Here is a 21,761-nt window from a genome sequence, read left to right as displayed (position 1 = left end):
GTGGGCCGTTGTACAGATTACGGTACGAGGACCCCTCCCGGCAAAAGCGGTCAGCCTCCCCCGACGGGTTCGCCGACCGCGACCGGTGGTCCCGCGGGCCGACTGGCGGCTCGCCGACGCCGTGGCCGGCCGTTGGACGCGGTCGCAACCGTCGCAACGCGTTCCACGCTGGTCGTCTCGGGGGTGGCGCTGCCCGCGGATTCGACCGCAGGCTCGACTCCAGCCTCCACCGCGTCCGACACCGCAGCCTGCGCGCCGTCGGAGACCGACGCCACCGGAGTTCCGGACGTCTCGTGCTCGTCGTGGTGGGTCGTGGCCGCCGCGATCGCGGCGATCGCGCTGGCCGCAGCCCGCCGCTTCTCGGCCTCGGCTGCCGAGGTCTCGGCGTCGACGTCCGGGCTGGTGGCCTTACGGCCGCCGCGGCTGCGCCGGCCCCGGGCCGGACGCTCCTCCTCGGGCTCTGGCGCCGGCGAGCCGCCGCCGCCCTTACGCTCGACCGGCTCGGAGTGGACGATCACACCCCGGCCCTTGCAGTGCTCACAGGTCTCGCTGAACGCCTCGAGCAGGCCTTCACCCACCCGCTTGCGCGTCATCTGCACCAGGCCGAGCGAGGTGACCTCGGCAACCTGGTGCTTGGTCCGGTCGCGTCCCAGGCACTCGGTCAGTCGTCGCAGCACCAGATCACGGTTGCTTTCCAGGACCATGTCGATGAAGTCGATCACCACGATGCCACCGATGTCGCGCAGCCGCAACTGGCGCACGATCTCCTCGGCCGCTTCGAGGTTGTTGCGAGTGACGGTCTGCTCGAGGTTGCCGCCCGAACCGGTGTACTTGCCGGTGTTGACGTCGATCACGACCATCGCCTCGGTGCGGTCGATGACCAACGAGCCCCCTGAGGGCAGGTAGACCTTGCGGTCCAGGGCCTTGGACAGCTGTTCGTCGACGCGCAGATCCGCGAACAGGTCGGATTCGGCGGTGTGCGGCGAGATGCGGTCGGACAGGTCGGGAGCGACGTCGGCGACGTAGTCCGACAACGTGCGGAACAGATCGGTGCCCGAGACCAGCAACTGCTTGAAGTCGTCGTTGAACACATCGCGCACGACGCGGATCGCCAGGTCGGGCTCGCCGTACACGAGGCTGGGTCCGTTGCCGGGCTTCGACGCCTTGGCCTGAATGGCCTCCCACTGCGTCTTCAACCGTTCGACGTCGGAGATCAGGTCGGCCTCGGAGGCGCCCTCGGCGGCCGTGCGCACGATCACGCCAGCGTCCTCGGGGACGACCTTCTTCAGGATCGACTTGAGCCGGCTGCGTTCGGTGTCGGGCAGCTTGCGGCTGATCCCCGTCATGCCGCCGCCGGGCACGTAGACGACGAACCGGCCGGGCAGCGAGACCTGGCTGGTCAGCCGGGCGCCCTTGTGCCCGATCGGGTCCTTGGTGACCTGGACCAGAACGCTGTCACCGGAGGACATCGCGTGCTCGATCGCCCGGGACTTGCCCTCCAGGCCGGCTGCGTCCCAGTTCACCTCGCCCGCGTAGAGCACGCCGTTGCGGCCGCGGCCGATGTCGACGAAGGCGGCCTCCATCGACGGCAGCACGTTCTGAACTCGGCCCAGGTAGACATTGCCGACGGCACTCGCGGCACTGGCTCGGGTCACGTAGTGCTCGACAAGGATGTCGTCTTCGAGGACGGCGATCTGGGTACGGTCCCCGGTCTGGCGGACAGCCATGACCCGGTCGACGGCCTCGCGGCGGGCGAGGAACTCGGCCTCCGTGAGGATCGGGGCCCGGCGCCGGCCGGAGTCGCGGTTGTCCCGACGACGCTGGCGCTTGGCCTCGAGCCGGGTCGAGCCCTTGACGCCCCGGACGCCGTCGGAGTCGGCGTCCTGGCCGCGGCCCGCCGAACGGGACTCGCGAGTGTCGCGGACGTGGACGACGGTGTTGGGCGGATCGTCCTCGGCGCCGGTGTCGTCCGAGCCACCGGAGGAGCGGCGGCGACGGCGACGGCGACGGGCACTGGCCGACAGAGCCGCCTCGGCGACCTCTTCAGCGTGCTCGGCTTCCTCGGCGACATCGGGCGCGTCGGCGTCTTCGCCGTCGTCGGAGTCCGGGTCGGCCTCGCTGTCTCGCGAGTCGGCGGATCGGGTATCGCTCTCGGACCGGCTGCCACGGCCGCGACGGCCGCGACGGCGACGGCGACGGCCCTGGCCGCCCTCGGAGTCGTTGTCGCCGCCCAGATCGGAGTCGGTATCGACATCGGCATCGACATCGGCGGACTCGTCGTCGAGATCGTCCTCCTCGGGCACAAGGGGACGTTCGACGAGGTCAGGGGCGGCCTTCTTGGCGACCCGGCCACGCCGGGCCGGCTTACCCTCGGCGGGCGCCTGGAAGAGCACGACTGGTGGGACGATCGCCGGTGCGGTGGCCAGCGCGGGCGTGCTGTCGGTAACGTCCGTCGGCTGCCCATCGGCGGTGTCGCTCGCCAGCTCGGCGTCAGCTGCCCGCGCTCCGCGCTTACGCGGAGTCCGCTTGGCTTTCGTCGGGGCGGCGGCTTCCTGCGAAGCGGCAGCGGCCCTCTCGGCGTTGACGGACTCGACGTTGCCGGACTCGGCGTTTCCGGACTCGACGTTGCCGGACTCGAGGTTGACCGTCTCGGCGGTGATCGCCACGGCGGCATCGCCACCAAGGTCGGCGGTCGGCGCGCTCTTCTTCGCGGCGGCCTTGCGGGTCCGGCTGGACTTCTTCGGCTCGGCGGCGGGCTCGCTGGCCGCGCCTACCGCAACGATTGCCTCACTGGCGGAGTTGACGGCCTCGCTCGTTTCACTGGCGGCGGCCGGTGCCGGACTCGCTGCCTTCGCCGCTCGTGCGGTGCGCGGCGCACGAGACCTGCTCGAAACGCGCGCTGGCTCGGCGGACTCTGCTGCGTCGGCGGGCGGAGCCGCAGTCACCTCTGTGGATGAGGGTGAGGCGGGAGTGCCGTCGGCGGCGTTCGTGGCCTTGGCCTTGCGGGGACCGCGTTTGGCCGGCGCCTTGCGAGCGGCCTTCTTGGCCGGTGTCGCCGCGTCGCCTTCGCCTCGGGTGGTGCGTTCGTCTGTCTCGGTGGTGTCGTTGTCGAGCATGAAAGCGGGTTGCTCCTGTCTGGTCGCCGGGCCGCTCACCGGGTAAATCCTCGGAGCGCGGCCGCACGGCGGCTCTTGTCGTCGCCTGGCAGCGGGCTGCCGGCGCGAAGTCTGGTTCGGCTCGTCAGCGGGTGCCGACGGGCGCTGGGTCGTGCGCACGATCTGTGGAACGCAACGGATCGCTCACCACACCGGCCTCATCGATCGGTCCCTGCGCCAGTCGCGTGGCCCGAGGGGGCTGCGACGGGGCGAAACCGGTGACGGACGTCAGCGCGGAAAGTAGATCGTCCGGCCGCACGGTAGGGGTGACCTGTCGTACGACTACTTCGAGTATCGCACGTCCACCGTCGTTCCCGCTGTCGCGCCCCTCCGGCCCAGTGTCCTCGGTCGTCTCGGTTCCGCCGAGGATCCGGACCTCGGCCGAGACGACGGCTCCGCGAGCGTCCAGCGAGCGCTTGCCGTCCTTGGTGAGCCGATCGACGAGAACCTCCTCGCGAGCGAGGAAATCGGCCACGGCGACGCGCAGGTCGGCTTCCACGACGGTGCCCGGGTGGAATTCCAGCAGCCACTTCGAGGCCTGGATCTGCTCGGCGAGCGAGCCCGGAGCGCAGGAAGCCACGTCGACCGCGGAAACAAGGTCCAACCCGTCGGGCAGCACGGAGTCCAGCGACTGCCGCAGCAGTTCGAGGTCAACCGACTTGGCCAGCGCGATCTCGAGGTATTCGGCCTCTGATCCCACGCCCGTCGGCGCCGCCCCGACATAGCTGATCTTGGGGTGCGGATGGAACCCTGCCGAGTACGCCATCGGGACCTCCGCCCGCCGCAGAGCGCGTTCGAAGGCGCGTGCGAAGTCCCGATGCGAGGAGAAGCGCAGCCGGCCCCGCTTGGCGTAGCGGATACGGACTCGCTGGACGATCGGCGGAGGGGGTGGACCTTCGGGCTGGCGGCGACTCACCCGGCCAGTTTCCCACGAACTCCGCTCACGATGGTCAGCTGCGCGGAAGCAACGGCAACAGACTGCGACCGGTCGGGCCGACCTGGATGTCGGTACCCATGGTGGGGCAGACCCCGCAGTCGAAACACGGCGTCCAGCGACAGTCGTCCTGCTCGTACCCGGTGAGCGCGTCCTGCCAGTCATCCCACAACCACTGCTTGTCCAGGCCGCTGTCCAGGTGGTCCCATGGCAGCGTCTCGTCGGCGTCCCGCTCCCGGGTGGTGAAGAAGTGCACGTCCACAGATTGGTCGGCGAACGCCGCCTCCGCTGCGGAAACCCAACGGGCAAAGGAGAAATGCTCGCTCCAGCCGTCGAAGCGGGCCCCCTCGCGCCACACCCGCTCGATGACCGCGCCCACTCTCCGGTCGCCCCGGGAGAGCAAGCCCTCGATGAGGGAGGGCTCGCCGTCGTGGTAGCGCATGCCGATGTTGCGACCGAGCGAACGGTCGGCGTTGATCGCCGCCCGGAGCTTGCGCAACCGGTCGTCGACGACTTCGGGCGCAGCCTGTGCGGCCCACTGGAACGGGGTGTGCGGCTTGGGCACGAAACCGCCGATGGACACCGTCGCCCGGATGTCGCGTGATCCGGTAGCCGATCGTCCGGCCCTGATCACGTCGTGGGCCATCGTGGCGATCTCCAGCACGTCCTCGTCGGTCTCGGTCGGCAGGCCGCACATGAAGTACAGCTTCACCTGCCGCCAGCCCTGCGAATACGCCGCCGAGACCGTGTTGATCAGGTCGTCGTGGCTGACCATCTTGTTGATGACCCGACGAAGGCGCTCGGAGCCGCCCTCGGGCGCGAACGTCAGCCCGGACCGGCGACCGTTGCGGGAGAACTCGTTGGCCAGATCGATGTTGAAGGCGTCGACCCGGGTCGAGGGAAGCGACAGCGAGACTCGTGATTCCTCGTAGCGGTCGGCCAATTGCTTGGCGAGCGGACCGATCTCGGAGTGGTCGGCGCTGGACAGCGACAGCAGGCCGACCTCTTCGAAACCGGTCGCGTTGAGGCCCGACTCGACCATCTTGCCGATGCCTTCGATGGAACGTTCCCGCACCGGGCGGGTGATCATGCCGGCCTGGCAGAAGCGGCAGCCCCTGGTACAGCCGCGGAAGATCTCCACCGACATGCGCTCGTGCACCGATTCGGCCATCGGAACCAGCGGGGTCTTGGGGTACGGCCAGGCATCGAGATCCATCACCGTGTGCTTGCTGACGCGCGCCGGTACCCGCTCACGGTTGGGCACGACCGCGGCGATCTGACCGGCCTGTGGACCGTCGAGCAGGTAGGTCACGTCGTAGAAGCGGGGGACGTACACCCCACCCGTCTCGGCCAGGCGAACCAGCAACTCGTCCCGGCCGCCGGGCGAACCTTCGGCCTTGTGCGCCTTGATCACGTCGGTGATCGCGCCGACGATCTGCTCGCCGTCGCCGAGTACGGCGGCATCGACGAAATCGGCGATCGGCTCCGGGTTGAAGGCCGCGTGGCCACCGGCGAGCACGATCGGATGGCTGTCATCACGATCGGCCGCGTGCAGCGGAATGCCCGCCAGGTCGAGCGCGGTCAGCAGATTGGTGTACCCCAACTCGGTGGAGAAGGAGACGCCGAGGACGTCGAACGCCCCGACCGGGCGATGGGAGTCGACCGTGAACTGCGGGACCCCGTTCTCGCGGAGCAGCTTCTCCAGGTCCGGCCACACGGCGTAGGTGCGTTCGGCCAGCGCGTCCGGACGCTCGTTGAGAACCTCGTAGAGGATCTGGATCCCCTGGTTGGGCAGTCCGACCTCGTAGGCGTCGGGGTACATCAAGGCCCAGCGAACCGGCACCGAGGCCCACGGTTTCGACCGGGCGTTGAGTTCACCACCGACGTACTGGATCGGTTTGCTGACCTGCATCAGCAGCGGTTCCAGGCGATCGAACACGGATTCCACGGTAGGGGCACTCACGTCTGACCATGCTACGGCCCGCTCAGTAGACGCTGGCCACTCCGAGCGGCGCGACCGACTGGCCCGGGAAGATCTTGCTCAGACTGCCGACGTTCAGGCGCTTTTGCGCCAGCTCGCCGAGGACGGCGAAGGCGCTGTTGAGGCCCGGCACGTCACCGGAGGCCACGGTGGCCTCCGACAGCGCGCTCCAGCGACCGAAGACGTCGGCACGGGCCAGCCCACCTCCGAGCAGCCACATCACGCTGCCATGACCGTGGTCGGTCCCGCCGCTGGCGTTCATCGCCACCCGGCGACCGAATTCGGTGACCACGGCGATGCTCACGCGCTTGCGCCGGGCCGGCCCCAGATCGGTCAGGAAGGCCGCCAGACTCTTCGACGCCGACGTCAACGCCCGGTCCAGGTCCCCGGCCTCGTCGGTGTGGGTGTCCCATCCGCCGACGTCGACGGTGGCGACCTCGAGGCCCACCTCGGCCCGCAGCAGCGTTGCGATGTCCGACAGGGCCGAGCTGAAGTTGCCGGACGGGTAGACCGCCCCGTTGTGCACGCCTGCCCCGGCGCGCGCCTTGGCCGCCGTGGCCAGTGCCCCGAGGGTGATCGGGACGTCCTCGCCCAGTGGGCCCGGCATACCGCGGTACAGGGCCCTGATCGCCGTTTCGCTCGCGCCGGCCACCCCGTCCCAGCCGGGAAAGGCGAAGTTCTTCAAGGAGTTCATGACGAGCTTGGACTGGCTGCCGGTCAGCGATGACGGCAGCGCCGAGCCTTCTGCCAGGGCTCGGAACGTGGTGCCCGGCCCCAGCTGCTGCAGAACCCGATCCAGCCAGCCGGTCGAAGCGGTGTCGGAGCCACCCCGGTCCAGGTACTGCTGGGCCTGGAAGTGGCTGCGGGAGATGCCGTGGGCAGACACGGCCGGAACGAAGGCCAGTTCACCGGTCGCCCAGAACGGCATCAGCGGCGCCATCGCCTTGTTCAGCGCCCAGCCGCTCGTCCCCGACAGGGACAGCAGATCGGCGTCGGCCGGTACGAGCGAGCTGCGCACCGAACGCAGGTAACCCACTCCTAGTCCGTCCGAGGCGGGCACCAGGATGCGCAGCCCGTCCGCGGCGCCGCGCAGGAAGACGGTGATCAGCGTGTTGCCGGAGGCGGTGTTGGGAGCCGCGTAGGCCACCTTGGTGGTCACCAGCTGAGTTCCCAGAGCGGCGACGCCGACCATGCCCATCCCAGACAGGAAGCGCCGGCGCGTCCATCCACTGGCGCCCCACCGCGCGTCCTGGTCACAGAGCGCGGACGCGACGGATTCCGCCTGTCGGGCAAGGGCCGAACTCAATTCCGACGGCGAATCGGTCGATGTCATGTCAAGGTCCTTTCCGCGCCGGCGGCGCGGGTGGTGTGGCTCAGCGCAGGGCGTGGTGCGGGGCGTCGAGGATCAGCGGGATCAGATGCGGCAGATACCACTGCAGGTTGGACTTGGCCAGGGGCGTCGAGGCCGGCTCGGCCAGGAACTTCTGCAGGGCGGCGCGGTGCGAAGCCGAGAACGTCATGCCCGTCAACCGCTTGGTAAGCGCCACGATGGCTTGGCCGCTGTTCTTCGGCTTGGCCGAACCGTACAGGGATTCCGCCTTGATCTTGCCGAATCCGTCCCACCAGTTCTGGGCGAATCCACGATGGAAACTCCACAGGTTGATCAGGGTTCCCGACGAGCGCCACGCCGCGGCGACATCGGGGTAGCCGTTGGGCGGGGCCCAGTCCAGGGGGCGCTGCCCGAGACTTTGGCTCATCCAATCCAGGGTGTCGAGCGCCTTGCCCATGTCCGAGACCGGGTTGCCCAGCACGCGGATGGTCGCGATGAGGTTCTCGACCGGACGCCGGACCTTGCGCCCGCGGGTCATCCAGAACTCCTCCGACCGCAGAATGGTATGCACCGTCGGCAGGATCTCGGTGTGATTCTTCAGGTAGGCGTTGGCCACCGCCGAGACCAGTGCGTTGGACGGGTTGTCCGAGACGAAGCGCTGACACAGCTTGCGTGCGATGTGCGCGGCGGTCTTGGGATGGGTGGCCAGGTAACGGACGTACGCGTCGCCGACCGACTCGCCGCCGGTGGCCGAGACGTTGGCATGGCTGAAGCCGAGCACCCGAATCGGGCCCGTCCAGTGCAGATCCGGGTCGTAGACGTAACGATGGTCGCCGTAGAGCGTTCGACCGGTCAGCGCGCGGGCGGAGTTCTTCACGTCACTCTCGCTGTAACCCAGACCTACGGTGTGCAGTTCCAGCAACTCGCGGCCGTAGTTCTCGTTGACCGCACTCTTGTTGGACTCGGCCAGGTTCAGGTACACCAACATCGCCGGATGTTTGGACGAGGCCACCAGCATGTCGCTGAAGCGGCCGAAGGCGAATTTGCGGATGACATCGCGGTCGTAGGCGTGCCGGGTGTTCCAGACGTCACCGTTGTGGTTGGCGACGTTCAGGTGGTTGGAGAAGAAGTCGACAAGCGTCTCGTACAGCTGAGCCTTGCTCCATACCTGAAGTCCGAGGGTGACGCGGGAGAGCTGGTCCATCGCCTCCCAGCCGTACTCGCCGCCATGGGCCTTCAACCAGGCCCGCACCTCCGAAGGGGATTTCGACAGCAACGGTCCCTGCGCGGCGACCGCGGCATGGCCTCGGTAACCGGAGTACTGCCGGCCGGCCGTGACCTGACCCTGCCACCAACTCTCGACGGTGTGCTTGACCAGGTACGCGCGGTTGGCGGCGGTCGGCCCGAAGGTGAAGCGGGAGACCAGGTGGCTACCAGGATCCCAGACGAGGGGCGCCACGGCGTGGTGAGCGGCGTGGTGCATCGCCTGGTCGGCGGTCGGCCAAATCTTGGTCATAGGCATGGTCCGAGGCGGTAGGGGGCAGGCAGTGGCTACTCCCCACATCGGCCGGCGGCGTGAGCGCTTTAGCCCCAACTGTGTTCAGGGCGACGATCGGGCCGTGTCCCGCTGTCCGCCCGCTTCACGCCGCGTCCAGCCGCTCCGCCCGACGACACGAGCGCACGAGGTCATGAGGACACGACGACACGGGGACATGCGGACCGTGAGCTCAGAACCCCCGTGCGCTGGACCGGCGATGAATGGCCTGCAGCAGCCCGATCGCCAGTCCCTGAGCGAACATGGACGACCCGCCGTAGGAGATGAACGGCAGCGGCAGACCGGTCACCGGCGTCAGCCCGAGATTCATCCCCACGTTCTCGAAGGTCTGAAAGGCGATCCAGCAGACGATGCCGGCGGCGAGATAGCGCGAGGAGCCCGTCGCGGCCAGCGCGATGCGGGTCCCGCGCCACAACACGACCGCGAAGAGGCCGAGGATGGCCGCCGACCCGAGGAACCCGAGCTCCTCCCCCGCCACCGAGAACACGAAATCGGTCTGCTGCTCCGGGACGAACGAACCGCGAGTCTGCGCGCCGTGGAACAGGCCCTGGCCGAACCAGCCGCCGTGGGCGATCGCGATATGGGCCTGGTTGATGTTGTACGCCGCACCCTGCGGATCGCGGCTGGGATTGGTGAACGCCGCAAAGCGCTGCAGCTGGTAGTCGGCCAGGACTCCGGCCTTGATCGCCACGACGGCCGCGACGACGCCGAGCACGAGCAGCAGGACGAGCCAACGGGCCCGGACGCCGGCGCTGATCAGGACCCCGAAGCTGGCCGCGGATACCACCAGCGCCGACCCGAGATCCGGCTGCAGCATGATCAGACCGAGCGGAAGGGCCGAGAGCATCAGAGCCGCCGCCAGCTGCCGACCCGACGGTGGGCCGGCCTGTCGACCGTCACCCAGCCGTTGACCGAACAAGACGGCCAGCGCCGCGACGAGACCCAGCTTGGCGAACTCGGCGGGCTGGATCTCGAAGCCACCCCCGATCACGATCCAGGCGTGCGCTCCGTTGATCGTCGACCCGATCACGAAGACGGCCAGCAGACCGAGGACGCTGGCCGCGTAGAGCAGCGGCCCGAACAGGCGCAGCAACCGTGAATCCACCCGGGCCGCAAGGAAAAGCAGCATCGCACCCAGCGCGGTGTTGAGCAGATGTTTGGCCAGATAGGTCTGGGGATTGCCGCCCGCGGCGAGCAGCTGGTGCCGCGTCGCCGACCAGACCAACAGCGCCCCGGTCAGGCACAACAGCCCTACCGCAACGAGCAGGAACAAGTCGTAGCGGCGCAGGCCGCGGGGATCGCTCAGGCTTCGCACCGAGCCGTACGGACCGCCGCCGCCGCGAACCGGGATCCGAGCCGGCGCCGTCACCGGTTCGCTCCACCGGCGGTGGACGAACTCGGCACGGCACTGGGCCTTCCGACGACGGTCTGCTGACGGGGTGCGACTACGGGCAGCGTGGTGGCCGGTGTGACCCCGGGCAGTACCGGTGGGCCGTAAGCGCCGAGCAGACCCTCGTAGACCTTGCGGACCATCGGGGCGGCCGCCTTCGATCCGAGTCCCGCCTGCTCGACCATTCCCACCACGACGAACTTGGCCGAACTGGCCGGGGCGCCCAGGGCAACCGGTCCCCAGGAGGCGAACCAGGACGTGTCCTTCTTGTTGTAGACCTCGGCCGTCCCGGTCTTGCCGCCGATCTGCAGCTTGATCGGCGATCCGTCGAACGCGAGCGCGCCCGAGACCGAGTGGCTGTCCTGAAAGTGCAGCGAATTTCCGAAGAAGTCGAGTACCTGCTTGCTCACCGGCACCTTGCGGACGACCCTGGGCTTGATGGTCCGGACCACCTTGCCGGAGGCATCGACGACGCCCCACCCGATGGAGGGCGCGTAGAGAGTGCCGCCGTTGACCATCGCGGAGTACGCGGTCGCCAGCTGTAGCGGCGACACCGTCGTCTCACCCTGCCCGATCGACAGGTCGGCGTTGTCACCGGCGCGGTAGCGCCAGCCGTCGGTGCAGTTCTCCGAGGCCAGCTGGGTGAGGTAGGCACGCACGGCGAGGTTCAGCTCGTTCGGATAGCCCTGCTTGGCCTCGGCGCAGTATTCGGCCCTGTTCGCCTTCCAACGAGCAAGGCGGGTCTCGCGATCGGCGAGTGAGCCGCTGGCCTGCTCATCGGCGGGCAGGTCCACGCCGGGGGCGCTGCCGACGCCGAACGCCGCAGCCATCCGCTGCAGCTGCTCCTGGGCCTTCTGGCCGTTGGCGATTCGAGCCTGGTCGGCGTAGTACTCCGCGACCGCGGGGGCGTAGAAGAACGTGTCGCACGAGACCTGCAGCGCGAAGGCAGGAGTGATCGCGCCGCCGAAGGATTCGGAGTCGAAGTTCGTCTTGGTCCGCCCGTCGACGTTGAGCGAGCCCGGACACGGGTAGGTCCCGGTGAGGTTCATCGCGCCACTGGAGACGTCGTCGGACAGGCTGACCAGCTTGAACGTCGAGCCCGGGGCGTACTGGCCGGCGATGGCCCGCCCGACCAACGGCGCGTTCGCCGACGGGTCCATCAGTCGCTGGTAGGCCGCGACCGAGATTCCGCCGACGAACTGGCTCGGGTCATACGTCGGGTAGCTGGCCGCGGCGATCACGCGGCCGGTGTGCGGGTCCATGACGACGACCGCGCCCGACGGCGCCGGGTTTCCGGCCTTGCGGGATGTGGCGATCTGGTTGGCCAAAGACTGCTCGGCGAGCTTCTGTACGTCGGCGTCGATGCTGGTGACCAGCGTGTCGCCGGGTACCGCCGCGGTCGAGGTGTCCGAGGTTCGGACCGGGTTCCCACGAGCGTCCAGCTCGACCTTGGTCTGGCCGTCCACGCCGCGCAGGATGCCGTCGTAGGACTGCTCGAGGCCGCTGCGGCCGATCGTGTCCGCATCGACCAGGGCGGCGTTGCCCTTCTCGTCCGACGCGCTGACCGCGCCGGTGTAGCCCAGTACGTGGGCGGCGAGTGTGCCGCCCGGATAGCTCAGGACGGATTGGGTGGTGACCGCGACGCCGGGGTAGGACTCGGCGTGTTCGGAGACGGCCAGCACCACCGCGGTGGCCACGTCGGTCGCGACCGGAACCGGCTGGAAGGGCTGTCCCGTCCAGCACGGTGCCGGCACCTTCACACCGCAGGGGGTGATTTCGGCCGCCAGGTCCTTGGCGCTGATCCGTAGCAGGCTCGCCAACCTGGCCAGCACCGCTGAGCCCCGGTCGGCTTGGCTCAGCAGCGCCGATCGGTCGACGGTCAGGACGTGCGTGCTCCGGTTGCCCACCAGCACGCGGCCACGGGAATCGAGGATCTGGCCGCGCGGCGCCGGCACCGCGATCGTGCCGAGATGGGTGAGGCCGGCCGACTGCTGTGGCTTGTTGGTGTCCAGCAACTGGACGAACGCCAGCCGGGCCAGCAGCGTCACGAGCAGCGAGGCGACGAGAAAACGCAACAGCACGATGCGACCTCGGCGCGCGGCGCTGAAACCACCGGCGCCCGACAGGCGTGTCGAGCCGGTCGACCGGGCACCCACGGGACCGCCGACGGCGTTGCGCAGTTGACGCCGGCGCCGGCGGGTCGGCCGCGCGCCGCGGCGACCGGGTCGGAGGTCACCCAACATGCATCCGCCCGACGAGTTCGGCGCGGGGGCGTCGCGCGAGCAGGCCCTGCGAACGCAGCAGGGCCCGTACCGGAACGACGAGGCCGAGGCCGAGCAGGCAGTCCAGGACGACCACCGGGACCACGTCGCGGACGGCCAGCCAGGCGGTTGCCCCGTGGGAGCCCAGTGCGGCCAGCATCAGTCCCGCGGCGAGCTCGGCCGCACCGGCCAGCACGGCGGCCGACACCGCGATGCCGCGGCTGGAATAGCCCCGTTCGACAGCGGGTCCGCCGAGCTGACCGCCGAGCACGCCAATGCCCAACCAGCACAACGCCAGCAGGCCGGCGGGATGGTCGGAGCCGAGATCAGCCAGCAATCCCAGGGCGAATCCGAATCCCAGCCCCACGCCCGGACCGGCGATGATCGCCACGAGCGCGACCACCAACGCCGGCAGCGAGACCGGTACCGGTGCCGTGAGCGGATCGATGATCGTGGCCTGCAGCAGCAGCACGGTCAGCGCTGCGGCGATTCCGGCGGCCAGCCGGGTTGCCGCGTTCATCCGGCCCCACCGACCGCCGGCCGCCCTGACGTCGAGGACGGGTGCGCGCCGGCCGGAACGATGATGCCCAGCAGGTTCAGGCCGGTCACGTCAGCGGCGGGCCGGATCAGAGCAGAGCTCGATCCGTCGGCCGAGGTCGTTACCGCGGTGACCGTGCCGATGGCCAGTCCGCTGACGAACGTCGATTCGCCGGCCGGTCCGGTGACCAGGGCGTCACCCACCTTCATCGAGGCCGCGTCTCCGAGCGGGCTGGCCGTCAACGCGGTGCCTGCTTTGCCGGCGGCCAGCAACAGATCCTGCGATCGCAGGTCCCGCGCACCCACCGAGAAGCCGGGATCCCAGGCCAACAGGATCACCGCGGTGTGCGCCTGGACCGACAGCACCCGGCCCACCAGCCCCGCACCGTCGGTGACGCTGGCACCACCGAGGACACCATCAGCCCGCCCGGCGTCGACGGTCACCGTCGAGGCGAAGCCGCCCCCGGGACCGGTGCCGATGACGCGCGCGGGGGTCGCGCTCCAGCCTGCTCCACGGGCTTGCAACTGAAGCGCCTGCAGTTGCTTGGCCGTCGCCTGGTCCAGTTCGGCCTCGGTCAGCCGCTGCCTCAGTCGCGCGTTCTCCTGCTGCAGAGCCGCCAGATCCTGCCGGTTGCGCCCGACGTCGGGAATGCCCTGCAGGAAGCGGCGAGTCGGCCCCAGCACGCCATCGGCGCCGCGGTAGAGCGAGCCCAGCGCGCCCCGGGTGCCTTCGTGGGCTCCGGCCAGCGAGCCGCCGGCGAAGTCGAGACTGATGAACAGCAGGGCGACCACGGCAAGGGCCATTGCCGCGATCCGTTGGCGGCGAGTGAGCCTGCGCATATGACCGAAGACCGGGGCGGTTAGCGCCGATGCCCGTCGACGACGACCTTGTGCAGCGTCTCGAACTGTTCGACAACGGTGGCAGTGCCCAGCACAACGGAGTCCAGCGGCCGTTCGGCCACCAGCACCGGGATTCCGATCTCGTGCTGGAGACGGGCATCCAGGCCGCGCAGGAGGGCGCCCCCGCCGGTGAGGACGATGCCGCGGGTGACCAGGTCACCGGACAGCTCCGGCGGGCAGCGGTCAAGGGTGGCCCGCACGGCAGCGACGATCCGGTTCACCGGCGGGTTCATGGCATGGCGCAATTCGTCGGCAGACACGGCGATGTTGCGCGGGAGCCCGGTCGACAGGTCCCGGCCACGGATCTCGGCGCGGCCCGGGCCGGCGATCGGGAACGCCGAGCCGATCGAGATCTTGAGCTCTTCGGCCGTCCGTTCTCCGATGAGCAGGGAGAACTCGGCCCGGATGTGCTCGACGATGGCACGGTCGAGGGCATCGCCGGCGACGCGAAGGCTGGTGCTGGACACGATCCCGGCGAGCGCGATGACGGCGACCTCCGTGGTGCCACCGCCGATGTCGACCACCATGGAACCGGCGGCCTGACTCACCGGCAGCCCCGCTCCGATCGCCGCGGCCATCGGCTCGGAGATGATGTGCACCCGCCGAGCCCCGGCCGCGTAGGCGGATTCGCTCACGGCGCGCTGCTCCACCGACGTGATGCCGCTCGGGACGCAGACGACGACGCGCGGACCGGCGAAGGCGCGGCGCCCGATCACCTTCCGGACGAAGTAGCGCAGCATTTCGGCCGTCGTGTCGTAGTCGGCGATCACCCCGTCCTGCAAAGGCCGAACAGCCTTGATGTGACCGGGGGTGCGCCCGATCATCCGCTTGGCCTCGGCCCCGACCGCGACGACCGAGTTGGTGGTCGTGTCCAGCGCGACCACGGACGGTTCGTTGAGCATGATGCCGCGACCCCTTGCGTAGACAAGGGTATTCGCGGTACCCAGGTCGACTGCGAGATCACCGCCGAGCAGGTCGCCGCCGAGCAGCGACATCGGGGTGAAGGCCACGGAGCTACCTCGTCAGGTGGGCACGGGCCGGGCGAGGCTCGTGTTGCTGGTGTGAATGACGAGACGATGGTATGGCGCGACACGCCGATCTCGGGCGCGACTCGCCGCTGTCAGGGGGCTCTCATCTGCGACTAGCGGACGACGAGCCTGCGATGGGCCTGCGATGGGCCTGCGATCGGCCTGCGATGGTGACCTCGAAAGGCGGTGCAGAGTGTGGCGGTGACCGATCAGGCCGGGAACCACAGGGCAATCTCGCGCGCGGCCGAGTCGGCTGAGTCCGAACCGTGAACGAGATTCTGCTGAACCTTCAGGCCCCAGTCGCGGCCGTAGTCACCCCGGATGGTTCCCGGCAGCGCCACCGTCGGGTCGGTAGCCCCCGCCAAGGAACGGAATCCCTCGATAGCCCGGTGTCCTTCGACGACCGCCGCGACGATGGGGCCGGACAACATGAAGTCGACGAGCGGCTGGTAGAAGGGCTTGCCGACGTGTTCGGCGTAGTGCGCCGCGAGCAGGTCGGGATCGGCTGTGCGCAGCGCCAGGCCGACGATCCGGTAGCCCTTGCGCTCGATCCGGGTGAGGATCTCGCCGGTCAGATTGCGAGCCACGCCGTCGGGCTTGACGAGAACCAGGGTGCGTTCCGGGGTGGGGATTGCGGGAGCTTCAGTCACGTCGACAGCGTAGCGATTCCGATGTCCGGGCAGGGCACCGGTCAGGAGATGAGCATTCGCCAGCCGGAGGGAGTGCCGACGAGCTGGTGCCGGGTCTGCAACATGTACAGCCACAGGGCTAGGAAGATCACGACGACCACTGCGAGGACGGGCACGAGCGCGATGGTGGCCACCAGGACCAACTGCAGGGCCGAGCCGAGGCCGATTCCCCACCGGCGGCGGAGCATGAAGCCGGTCAGGACCAGGATCACCGCGAAGACCACCAGCACGATCGTCTTGAATCCGTCGAGGCCCTCTGCGGTCTGGGCGATCGCGCGCGGGATGAGCAGCACGACGAAGGCCTCCAGGCAGAGCAACGCGGCCAGCGCGCCCCGGGTGGCGCGATTGGCCTTGTGCGCGCGAGCGGAAAGCTCCTCGGGGCTCGGCACATAGCTGCTGTGTTCGGCCTCCACCGGTCCGGGCTGGTCGGGCGTCGTCACGACCGTCTACCTCCGAGCAGGGTCCGGGCCTCCCCGGCGGTCACGACCGATCCGGTGACGATCACGCCGGCTCCGGCCAGCACACCGTTGGAGTTCTCCTCCGCCAACGCCACTGCCGCCTCGATGGCGTTGTCGAGCCGCGGTTCGACCACGACCCGGTCCGAGCCGAACACGTCCACCGCGAGCGCGGCGAGCTCATCGACGTCCAGCGCTCGGGGCGAGTTGTTCTGGCTCACCACGACCGTGTCCAGCACCGGCTCGAGTACGTCGAGCATCCCGCGGGCGTCCTTGTCGGCGAGCATGGCGACCACACCGACCAGCTGACGGAAGTCGAATCCCTCGTTCAGTGCCTCCGCCGTGGCCCGCATCCCCGCCACGTTGTGGCTGGCATCGACCAGCACGGTGGGCGCTGACCGCACCGGTTCCAGGCGTCCAGGTGAGGTGACGGCCGCGAACGCCGCGCGGACGATGTCGAGCTCGATCGGTCCGGAGGCCGCGCCCGCGCCGAAGAAGGCTTCGACGGCCGCGAGGGCAAGGGCGGCGTTCTCACCCTGGAAGCCGCCATGCAACGGCAGGAAGATCTCGTCGTACACCCCGCCCAGACCCTGGATGGTCAGCACCTGGCCGCCGACCGCGAGCTGCCGGTCGATGACACCGAATTCCAGCCCCTCACGCGCGACGGCCGCATCGACTTCGGCGGCCCGTTTGAGCAGTTGTGCGGCCGCCTCGGTCGGCTGCGCCGCCAGGATCGCCGACGAACCGGCATGGATGATCCCGGCCTTCTCGGTGGCGATCTCGGCCAGCGTGTCGCCGAGGTACTCGGTGTGGTCCAGACCGATCGGGGTGATCACCACAACCGGAGACTGCAGGACGTTGGTGGCATCCCAGGCGCCGCCCATGCCGACCTCGACCACGGCCACGTCCACCGGCGCATCCGCGAAGACCGCGAACGCCAGCCCGGTCATCGCCTCGAAGAAGGTCATGGGAATGTCGGACTTGCGGTCGACCATCTCCAGGTAGGGCGAGATCTCGGTCACGGCATCGGCGAAGGCGCCGTCGTCGATCGACTGTCCGTCCAGCACGATGCGTTCGGTCATGTCCATCAGGTGCGGGCTGGTGTAGCGACCGGTGCGCAAACCGAATCCGCGCAGCAGCTCCTCGATCATCCGAGCCGTCGAGGTCTTTCCGTTGGTGCCGGTGATGTGGATCGAACGGTACGCACGCTGGGGCTCGCCGAGCACCTCCATCAGGGCTTCGATGCGCACCCGTGAGGGGCTGATCTTCGCCTCGCCCCAGCGGGAGAGTAAAAGTTGTTCTGCGGCCTGCCGACGCGCTCGGTCGGTGGCGGCACGGCTGGCCGGAGTGGATTCCACGGAAGGCAATCCTACGGTCGCTCGTCGCCGGGTCGCGCCGCAGGATGACGGACGCTCGGCCGGGGATCACCCCGGGCACTCCCGACGCGCAGAGGGCACGGCAGGCACGCTGCCGCGATGGGGTGGGCATGGTGCAGCAACGGGGCCACACCACGGTGCACTTCGGTTCGCTCGCCGAAGGCGCCGAATACGTTCTGCGCAGCAACGACCGGGGGCGCATGACCGTGGCGGCGCCCCGGCTCTACCCGCATCTGTGGTCCTGGGACGCCGCGTTCGTGGCGATCGGGCTGGCCCGGTTGTCGGTGCCCCGAGCGGTCACCGAGTTGCGGACCGTGTTGTCCGGCCAGTGGAAGAACGGCATGATCCCGCACATCCAGTTCAGCGACTCGGCCGGCTACTTTCCAGGGCCGGATCGATGGCGCAGCGAGTGGGCCCGGCACGCACCGACGGGCGTGGCCACGAGCGGGATCTGCCAGCCGCCGGTGCATGCCCTGGCCGTCGCCCAGGTCGTCGGGTGCGGACGGGAACGCGGCGGGGCCGACCGGTTGGCGGCCGAGCAGTTTCTCACCGATACCTTCGACGCCTGGTTCAACTGGCATGCGTGGCTGGCGTCGGTACGCGATCCCTACGAGCACGGCATGGTCGAGATCCATCACGGCTGGGAATCGGGCCTCGACAACTCCCCGCGCTGGGACCACAGCTACGCGATGGTCGCGCCCGGAGCGATGGAGCCGTTCGAACGAACCGACCTGCACCACGTGGCCGACCACACCCAGCGGCCCTCGGACTACGAGTACAGCCAGTACGCCTGGCTGATCGATCAGATGAGATCGGTGGGTTACGACGACGAACTCACGCGGGCCAGCATCGACTTCCGGGTGCGGGACGTGCTCATGTCCGCGATCCTGGCCGCGGCCAGCGACGTCCTGGCCGAGCTGGGCGAGAGTATCGGCCGGTTGCGCCAGGCAGCCGAGTTGCGCGCGATCAGCGAACGGTTCCGCGCCGGCGTGACCCGGGCGATCTCGCCCGTCACCGGCTTGGCGCGAGACTTCGACGTCCGGTCCGGGGAGTGGATTCACACCGCCACCGTCGCCGGGTTCGCACCACTGTTGTGCTGCGCCGACCGGGCGATCCGCGACCGCCAGCTACGGGTGTTGACGGGACCGCAGTGGCTCGGCCACGACCGGCTCGCCTTCGCCCTGCCGACGTCGACATCGCCGACCAGTCCGGCCTTTCGCCGTACCACCTACTGGCGCGGCCCCGTCTGGCCGGTCCTCACCTGGCTGCTCGGCTGGGGCCTGCGGCGTTTCGGCGATGATGCATTGGCCGAGCAGCTGCGCCAGCAGTCGCTGCAGCAGCTGGCTCACGGTGATTTCGCCGAGTACTACGACCCCTTCTCGGGGGCGCCGCTGGGCAGTCGCAACCAGTCCTGGACCGCTGCCGTCGCCCTGGACTGGCTCACCGACCGTTGAGGTTGCCCTTGTTGCTCGCCGCACCCAGTTGAGGTTGCCCTCGTTGCGAGCAACAAGGGCAACCTCGACGCGGGAGCGAAATCAGGCGTCGGGCAGGCTCGACAGGGCCGCGGTGATCCGCTCGATGTCCGCCTGCGCGGCGGCATGCCGATCACGGATCTTGGCGACGACCGCGTCGGGAGCCTTGCCGAGGAAGGCCTCGTTGCCCAGCTTCGCTGCCGTCGCGTCGACCTCCTTCTGAGCAGCGGCCAGATCACGCCCGAGTCGGGTCCGCTCGGCCGGCACGTCGATCGCCGTCGACAGGTCCAGTTCGATCACGACACCGGCGGCGGTCACCAGTGAGGCCGTGGCCGCGAACTCGCTGCCGGGTTCGCTCAGCCGGAGCAGCGTACGGATCTCCGCTTCGTAACCGGCCAGCCCGCTCAGGCGCGCCGGGATCCGTTGCGAGGGTTTGACGCCCTGGTCACTGCGGAATCTCCGTACCTCGAGCACGACGTCCTGCATGGCCTCGATACCGGCCTCGGCGGCCGGGTCGATCCGCTTGGCGTCCGAACTCGGCCAGGACGCGATGACCACACTCTCGCCGCCCGTGAGCTCGGTCCACAGGGCCTCGGTGACGAAGGGGATGATCGGGTGCAGCAACCGCAGCAGCCCGTCCAGCACCTCCCCGAGCACCCGGCGGGTGATCGGGGAGGTGTCCTCGCCGGCCAACGACACCTTGGCCAGCTCCAGGTACCAGTCGCAGATCTCGTCCCAGGCGAAGTGGTAGAGCAGGTCGGAGATCTTGGCGAATTCGTAGGCCTCGTAGAGCCGGTCGACTTCGGCGATCACGTTGTTGAGTCGCGAGACGATCCAGGCATCGGCCCCGGAAAGCTCGGCCGGCAACTCCCCCGAGACGGTCGCCCCGTTGATCAGCGCGAACCGAGTGGCGTTCCAGAGCTTGTTGCAGAAGTTGCGCGACCCGCCCACGGCGTCCTCGCCGATGGGCACGTCGGTTCCGGGATTGGCCCCACGGGCGAAGGTGAACCGCACCGCGTCGGTTCCGAAGCGGTCCATCCACTCGATCGGGTCGATGCCGTTGCCGCGGGTCTTGGACATCTTCTTGCCGTACTGATCGCGCACCATGCCGTGCAGCGCGATCGTGTGGAACGGCTCGGATCCAGTCTGGTTTCCGTCCATGGCGTACAGGCCGAACATCATCATGCGGACGACCCAGAAGAACAGGATGTCGTAACCGGTGACCAGCACGGTGGTCGGATAGAACTTCCGCAGATCAGGGGTCTGCTCGGGCCAGCCGAGGGTCGAGAACGGCCATAGTCCAGCCGAGAACCAGGTGTCCAGCACGTCCTCGTCCTGGCGCCAGCCCTCCGGCGGGGCCTGCCCCGGTCCCAGGCACACCTGCTCGGACCCGTCCGGGGAGTACCAGACGGGTATCCGGTGGCCCCACCACAGCTGCCGGCTGATGCACCAGTCGTGCAGGTTGTCGGTCCACGCGAAGTAACGCGAGTCCAGCTCCGGTGGACTGATGGACACGGTGCCGTTGCGGACCGCATCGCCGGCGGCGGCGGCCAGCGGAGCGACCTTGACGAACCACTGAAGCGACAGACGTGGCTCGATAGGCTCCTTCGATCGCTCGGAATGGCCGACCGAATGCAGGTAGGGCCGTTTTTCGGCCACGATCCTGCCCTGATCGCGCAGCTTCTCCCGGACCGCCGTGCGCGCCTCGAACCGGTCCAGCCCGTCGAACTCCGTGGCGGTACCGGTGATCCGGCCTTGCTCGTCCATGACCGTGAGCATCGGCAACCGGTGTCGCTGGCCGATCTCGAAGTCGTTCGGATCGTGCGCCGGAGTCACCTTGACCGCACCGGTCCCGAAGGCAGGATCCACGTGCGCGTCGGCGATGATCGGGATACGCCGTCCGGTGAGCGGTAGTTCGATCTCCGTACCCACGAGGGCGGCATACCGCTCGTCGTCAGGATGCACAGCCACCGCCGTGTCGCCGAGCATCGTTTCGACCCGCGTCGTCGCCACCACGATGTGCGGCTGGTCGTCGTCGAGGCTGCCGTAACGCATCGACACCAGCTCGCCTTCGACGTCCTCGTGAATCACCTCGGCGTCGGAGAGCACCGACCTCAGGTCGGGCGACCAGTTCACCAGCCGCTCGGCGCGGTAGATCAGCCCGTCGTCGTAGAGACGCTTGAACATGGTCTGGACGGCCAAAGACAGTCCGTCGTCCATCGTGAAGCGCTGGCGGGTCCAGTCGACACTGTCGCCCAACCGGCGCATCTGGCTCAGGATGGCCCCGCCGTACTGCTCCTTCCACTCCCAGACCCGCGCGACGAAGGCTTCGCGACCGAGCTCGCGGCGATTGGTTCCCTCGGCGGCCAGCGCCCGTTCGACCAGGGCGTGCACCGCGATCGAGGCGTGGTCCATTCCCGGCAGCCATAGCGTCTCGAAGCCCTGCATGCGGGCGCGTCGGGTCAGGGCGTCGATCAGGGTGTGCTCGAAGGCGTGGCCGATGTGCAGGCTTCCGGTGACATTCGGCGGCGGAATGACGATCGTGAACGGCGGCTTGTCCGAGTTGGCGTCGGCGGTGAAGTAGCCACGCTGAACCCAGCGCTCGTAGAGCGGGCCCTCTACCTCGGACGGTGAGTAGGCGGGCGGCAGGGTGGTGGGTGCGCTGCGGCTTGCGTCCTCCGCTGGATTCTCGGTCACC

The 21,761-nt window shown here is 69.0% G+C and carries 14 protein-coding genes and 1 pseudogene; 1 reads left to right on the top strand and 14 read right to left on the bottom strand.

All coding sequences use genetic code 11. The annotated features are described in order from the left end of the window. Positions 1-50 precede the first annotated feature (50 nt). The 13 genes and pseudogenes from M6D93_RS06665 to M6D93_RS06605 all read right to left on the bottom strand — a co-directional run. Positions 51-3,155 carry an Rne/Rng family ribonuclease gene (locus M6D93_RS06665; protein WP_249773574.1) on the bottom strand — a complete coding sequence of 1,035 codons (3,105 nt, stop codon included), beginning with the start codon at positions 3,153-3,155 and terminating at the stop codon, positions 51-53. 85 nt (positions 3,156-3,240) lie between these two features. Then, positions 3,241-4,071: a TIGR03936 family radical SAM-associated protein gene (locus M6D93_RS06660; RefSeq protein ID WP_249773573.1), complete on the bottom strand. Its 831-nt coding sequence runs from the start codon at positions 4,069-4,071 to the stop codon at positions 3,241-3,243. Between the two features lie 34 nt (positions 4,072-4,105). Then, the gene (locus M6D93_RS06655) at positions 4,106-6,001 is read right to left on the bottom strand and encodes a TIGR03960 family B12-binding radical SAM protein (protein WP_347343563.1); all 1,896 of its coding nucleotides are present in this window, start codon (positions 5,999-6,001) and stop codon (positions 4,106-4,108) included. 73 nt (positions 6,002-6,074) lie between these two features. Next, complete coding sequence (locus M6D93_RS06650; RefSeq protein ID WP_249773571.1) at positions 6,075-7,403, bottom strand: DUF1501 domain-containing protein; 1,329 nt, start codon at positions 7,401-7,403, stop codon at positions 6,075-6,077. 40 nt (positions 7,404-7,443) lie between these two features. After that, positions 7,444-8,916: a DUF1800 domain-containing protein gene (locus tag M6D93_RS06645; RefSeq protein WP_249773570.1), complete on the bottom strand. Its 1,473-nt coding sequence runs from the start codon at positions 8,914-8,916 to the stop codon at positions 7,444-7,446. A 211-nt stretch (positions 8,917-9,127) separates the two neighbouring features. Beyond that, positions 9,128-10,324: a rod shape-determining protein RodA gene (gene rodA, locus M6D93_RS06640; RefSeq protein WP_249773569.1), complete on the bottom strand. Its 1,197-nt coding sequence runs from the start codon at positions 10,322-10,324 to the stop codon at positions 9,128-9,130. Continuing rightward, complete coding sequence (locus M6D93_RS06635; protein ID WP_249773568.1) at positions 10,321-12,588, bottom strand: penicillin-binding transpeptidase domain-containing protein; 2,268 nt, start codon at positions 12,586-12,588, stop codon at positions 10,321-10,323. Before M6D93_RS06635 ends, rodA begins: the two co-directional genes overlap by 4 nt. Further along, positions 12,578-13,126, bottom strand: a complete 549-nt coding sequence (locus tag M6D93_RS06630) for a hypothetical protein (protein WP_249773567.1) — start codon at positions 13,124-13,126, stop codon at positions 12,578-12,580. The genes M6D93_RS06635 and M6D93_RS06630 overlap by 11 nt, the downstream gene beginning before the upstream one ends. Further along, positions 13,123-13,947: a rod shape-determining protein MreC gene (mreC, locus tag M6D93_RS06625; protein ID WP_249773566.1), complete on the bottom strand. Its 825-nt coding sequence runs from the start codon at positions 13,945-13,947 to the stop codon at positions 13,123-13,125. Before mreC ends, M6D93_RS06630 begins: the two co-directional genes overlap by 4 nt. 56 nt (positions 13,948-14,003) lie before the next feature. Further along, complete coding sequence (mreB, locus tag M6D93_RS06620) at positions 14,004-15,038, bottom strand: rod shape-determining protein (protein WP_249774181.1); 1,035 nt, start codon at positions 15,036-15,038, stop codon at positions 14,004-14,006. A 242-nt stretch (positions 15,039-15,280) separates the two neighbouring features. Next, entirely contained in the window at positions 15,281-15,721 is a 441-nt protein-coding gene (gene ndk / locus M6D93_RS06615) for a nucleoside-diphosphate kinase (protein ID WP_347343525.1), read from the bottom strand. Positions 15,722-15,762: 41 nt separating this feature from the next. After that, entirely contained in the window at positions 15,763-16,200 is a 438-nt protein-coding gene (locus tag M6D93_RS06610; RefSeq protein ID WP_249773565.1) for a DUF4233 domain-containing protein, read from the bottom strand. After that, a pseudogene (locus M6D93_RS06605) lies at positions 16,197-17,612 on the bottom strand (bifunctional folylpolyglutamate synthase/dihydrofolate synthase); the annotation flags it as partial. The pseudogene M6D93_RS06605 and the gene M6D93_RS06610, both read right to left, overlap by 4 nt. A gap of 89 nt (positions 17,613-17,701) precedes the next feature. Here M6D93_RS06605 and ggh point away from each other — a divergent pair. After that, complete coding sequence (gene ggh, locus M6D93_RS06600; protein ID WP_249773563.1) at positions 17,702-19,045, top strand: glucosylglycerate hydrolase; 1,344 nt, start codon at positions 17,702-17,704, stop codon at positions 19,043-19,045. 81 nt (positions 19,046-19,126) lie between these two features. Here ggh and M6D93_RS06595 read toward each other — a convergent pair whose 3' ends face one another. Next, complete coding sequence (locus M6D93_RS06595; RefSeq protein WP_249773562.1) at positions 19,127-21,760, bottom strand: valine--tRNA ligase; 2,634 nt, start codon at positions 21,758-21,760, stop codon at positions 19,127-19,129. Position 21,761 lies beyond the last annotated feature (1 nt).

This window comes from Jatrophihabitans telluris (assembly GCF_023516435.1).
Classification (GTDB): domain Bacteria; phylum Actinomycetota; class Actinomycetes; order Mycobacteriales; family Jatrophihabitantaceae; genus Jatrophihabitans_A; species Jatrophihabitans_A telluris.
This window is presented reverse-complemented; position numbering and strand designations above follow the sequence as displayed.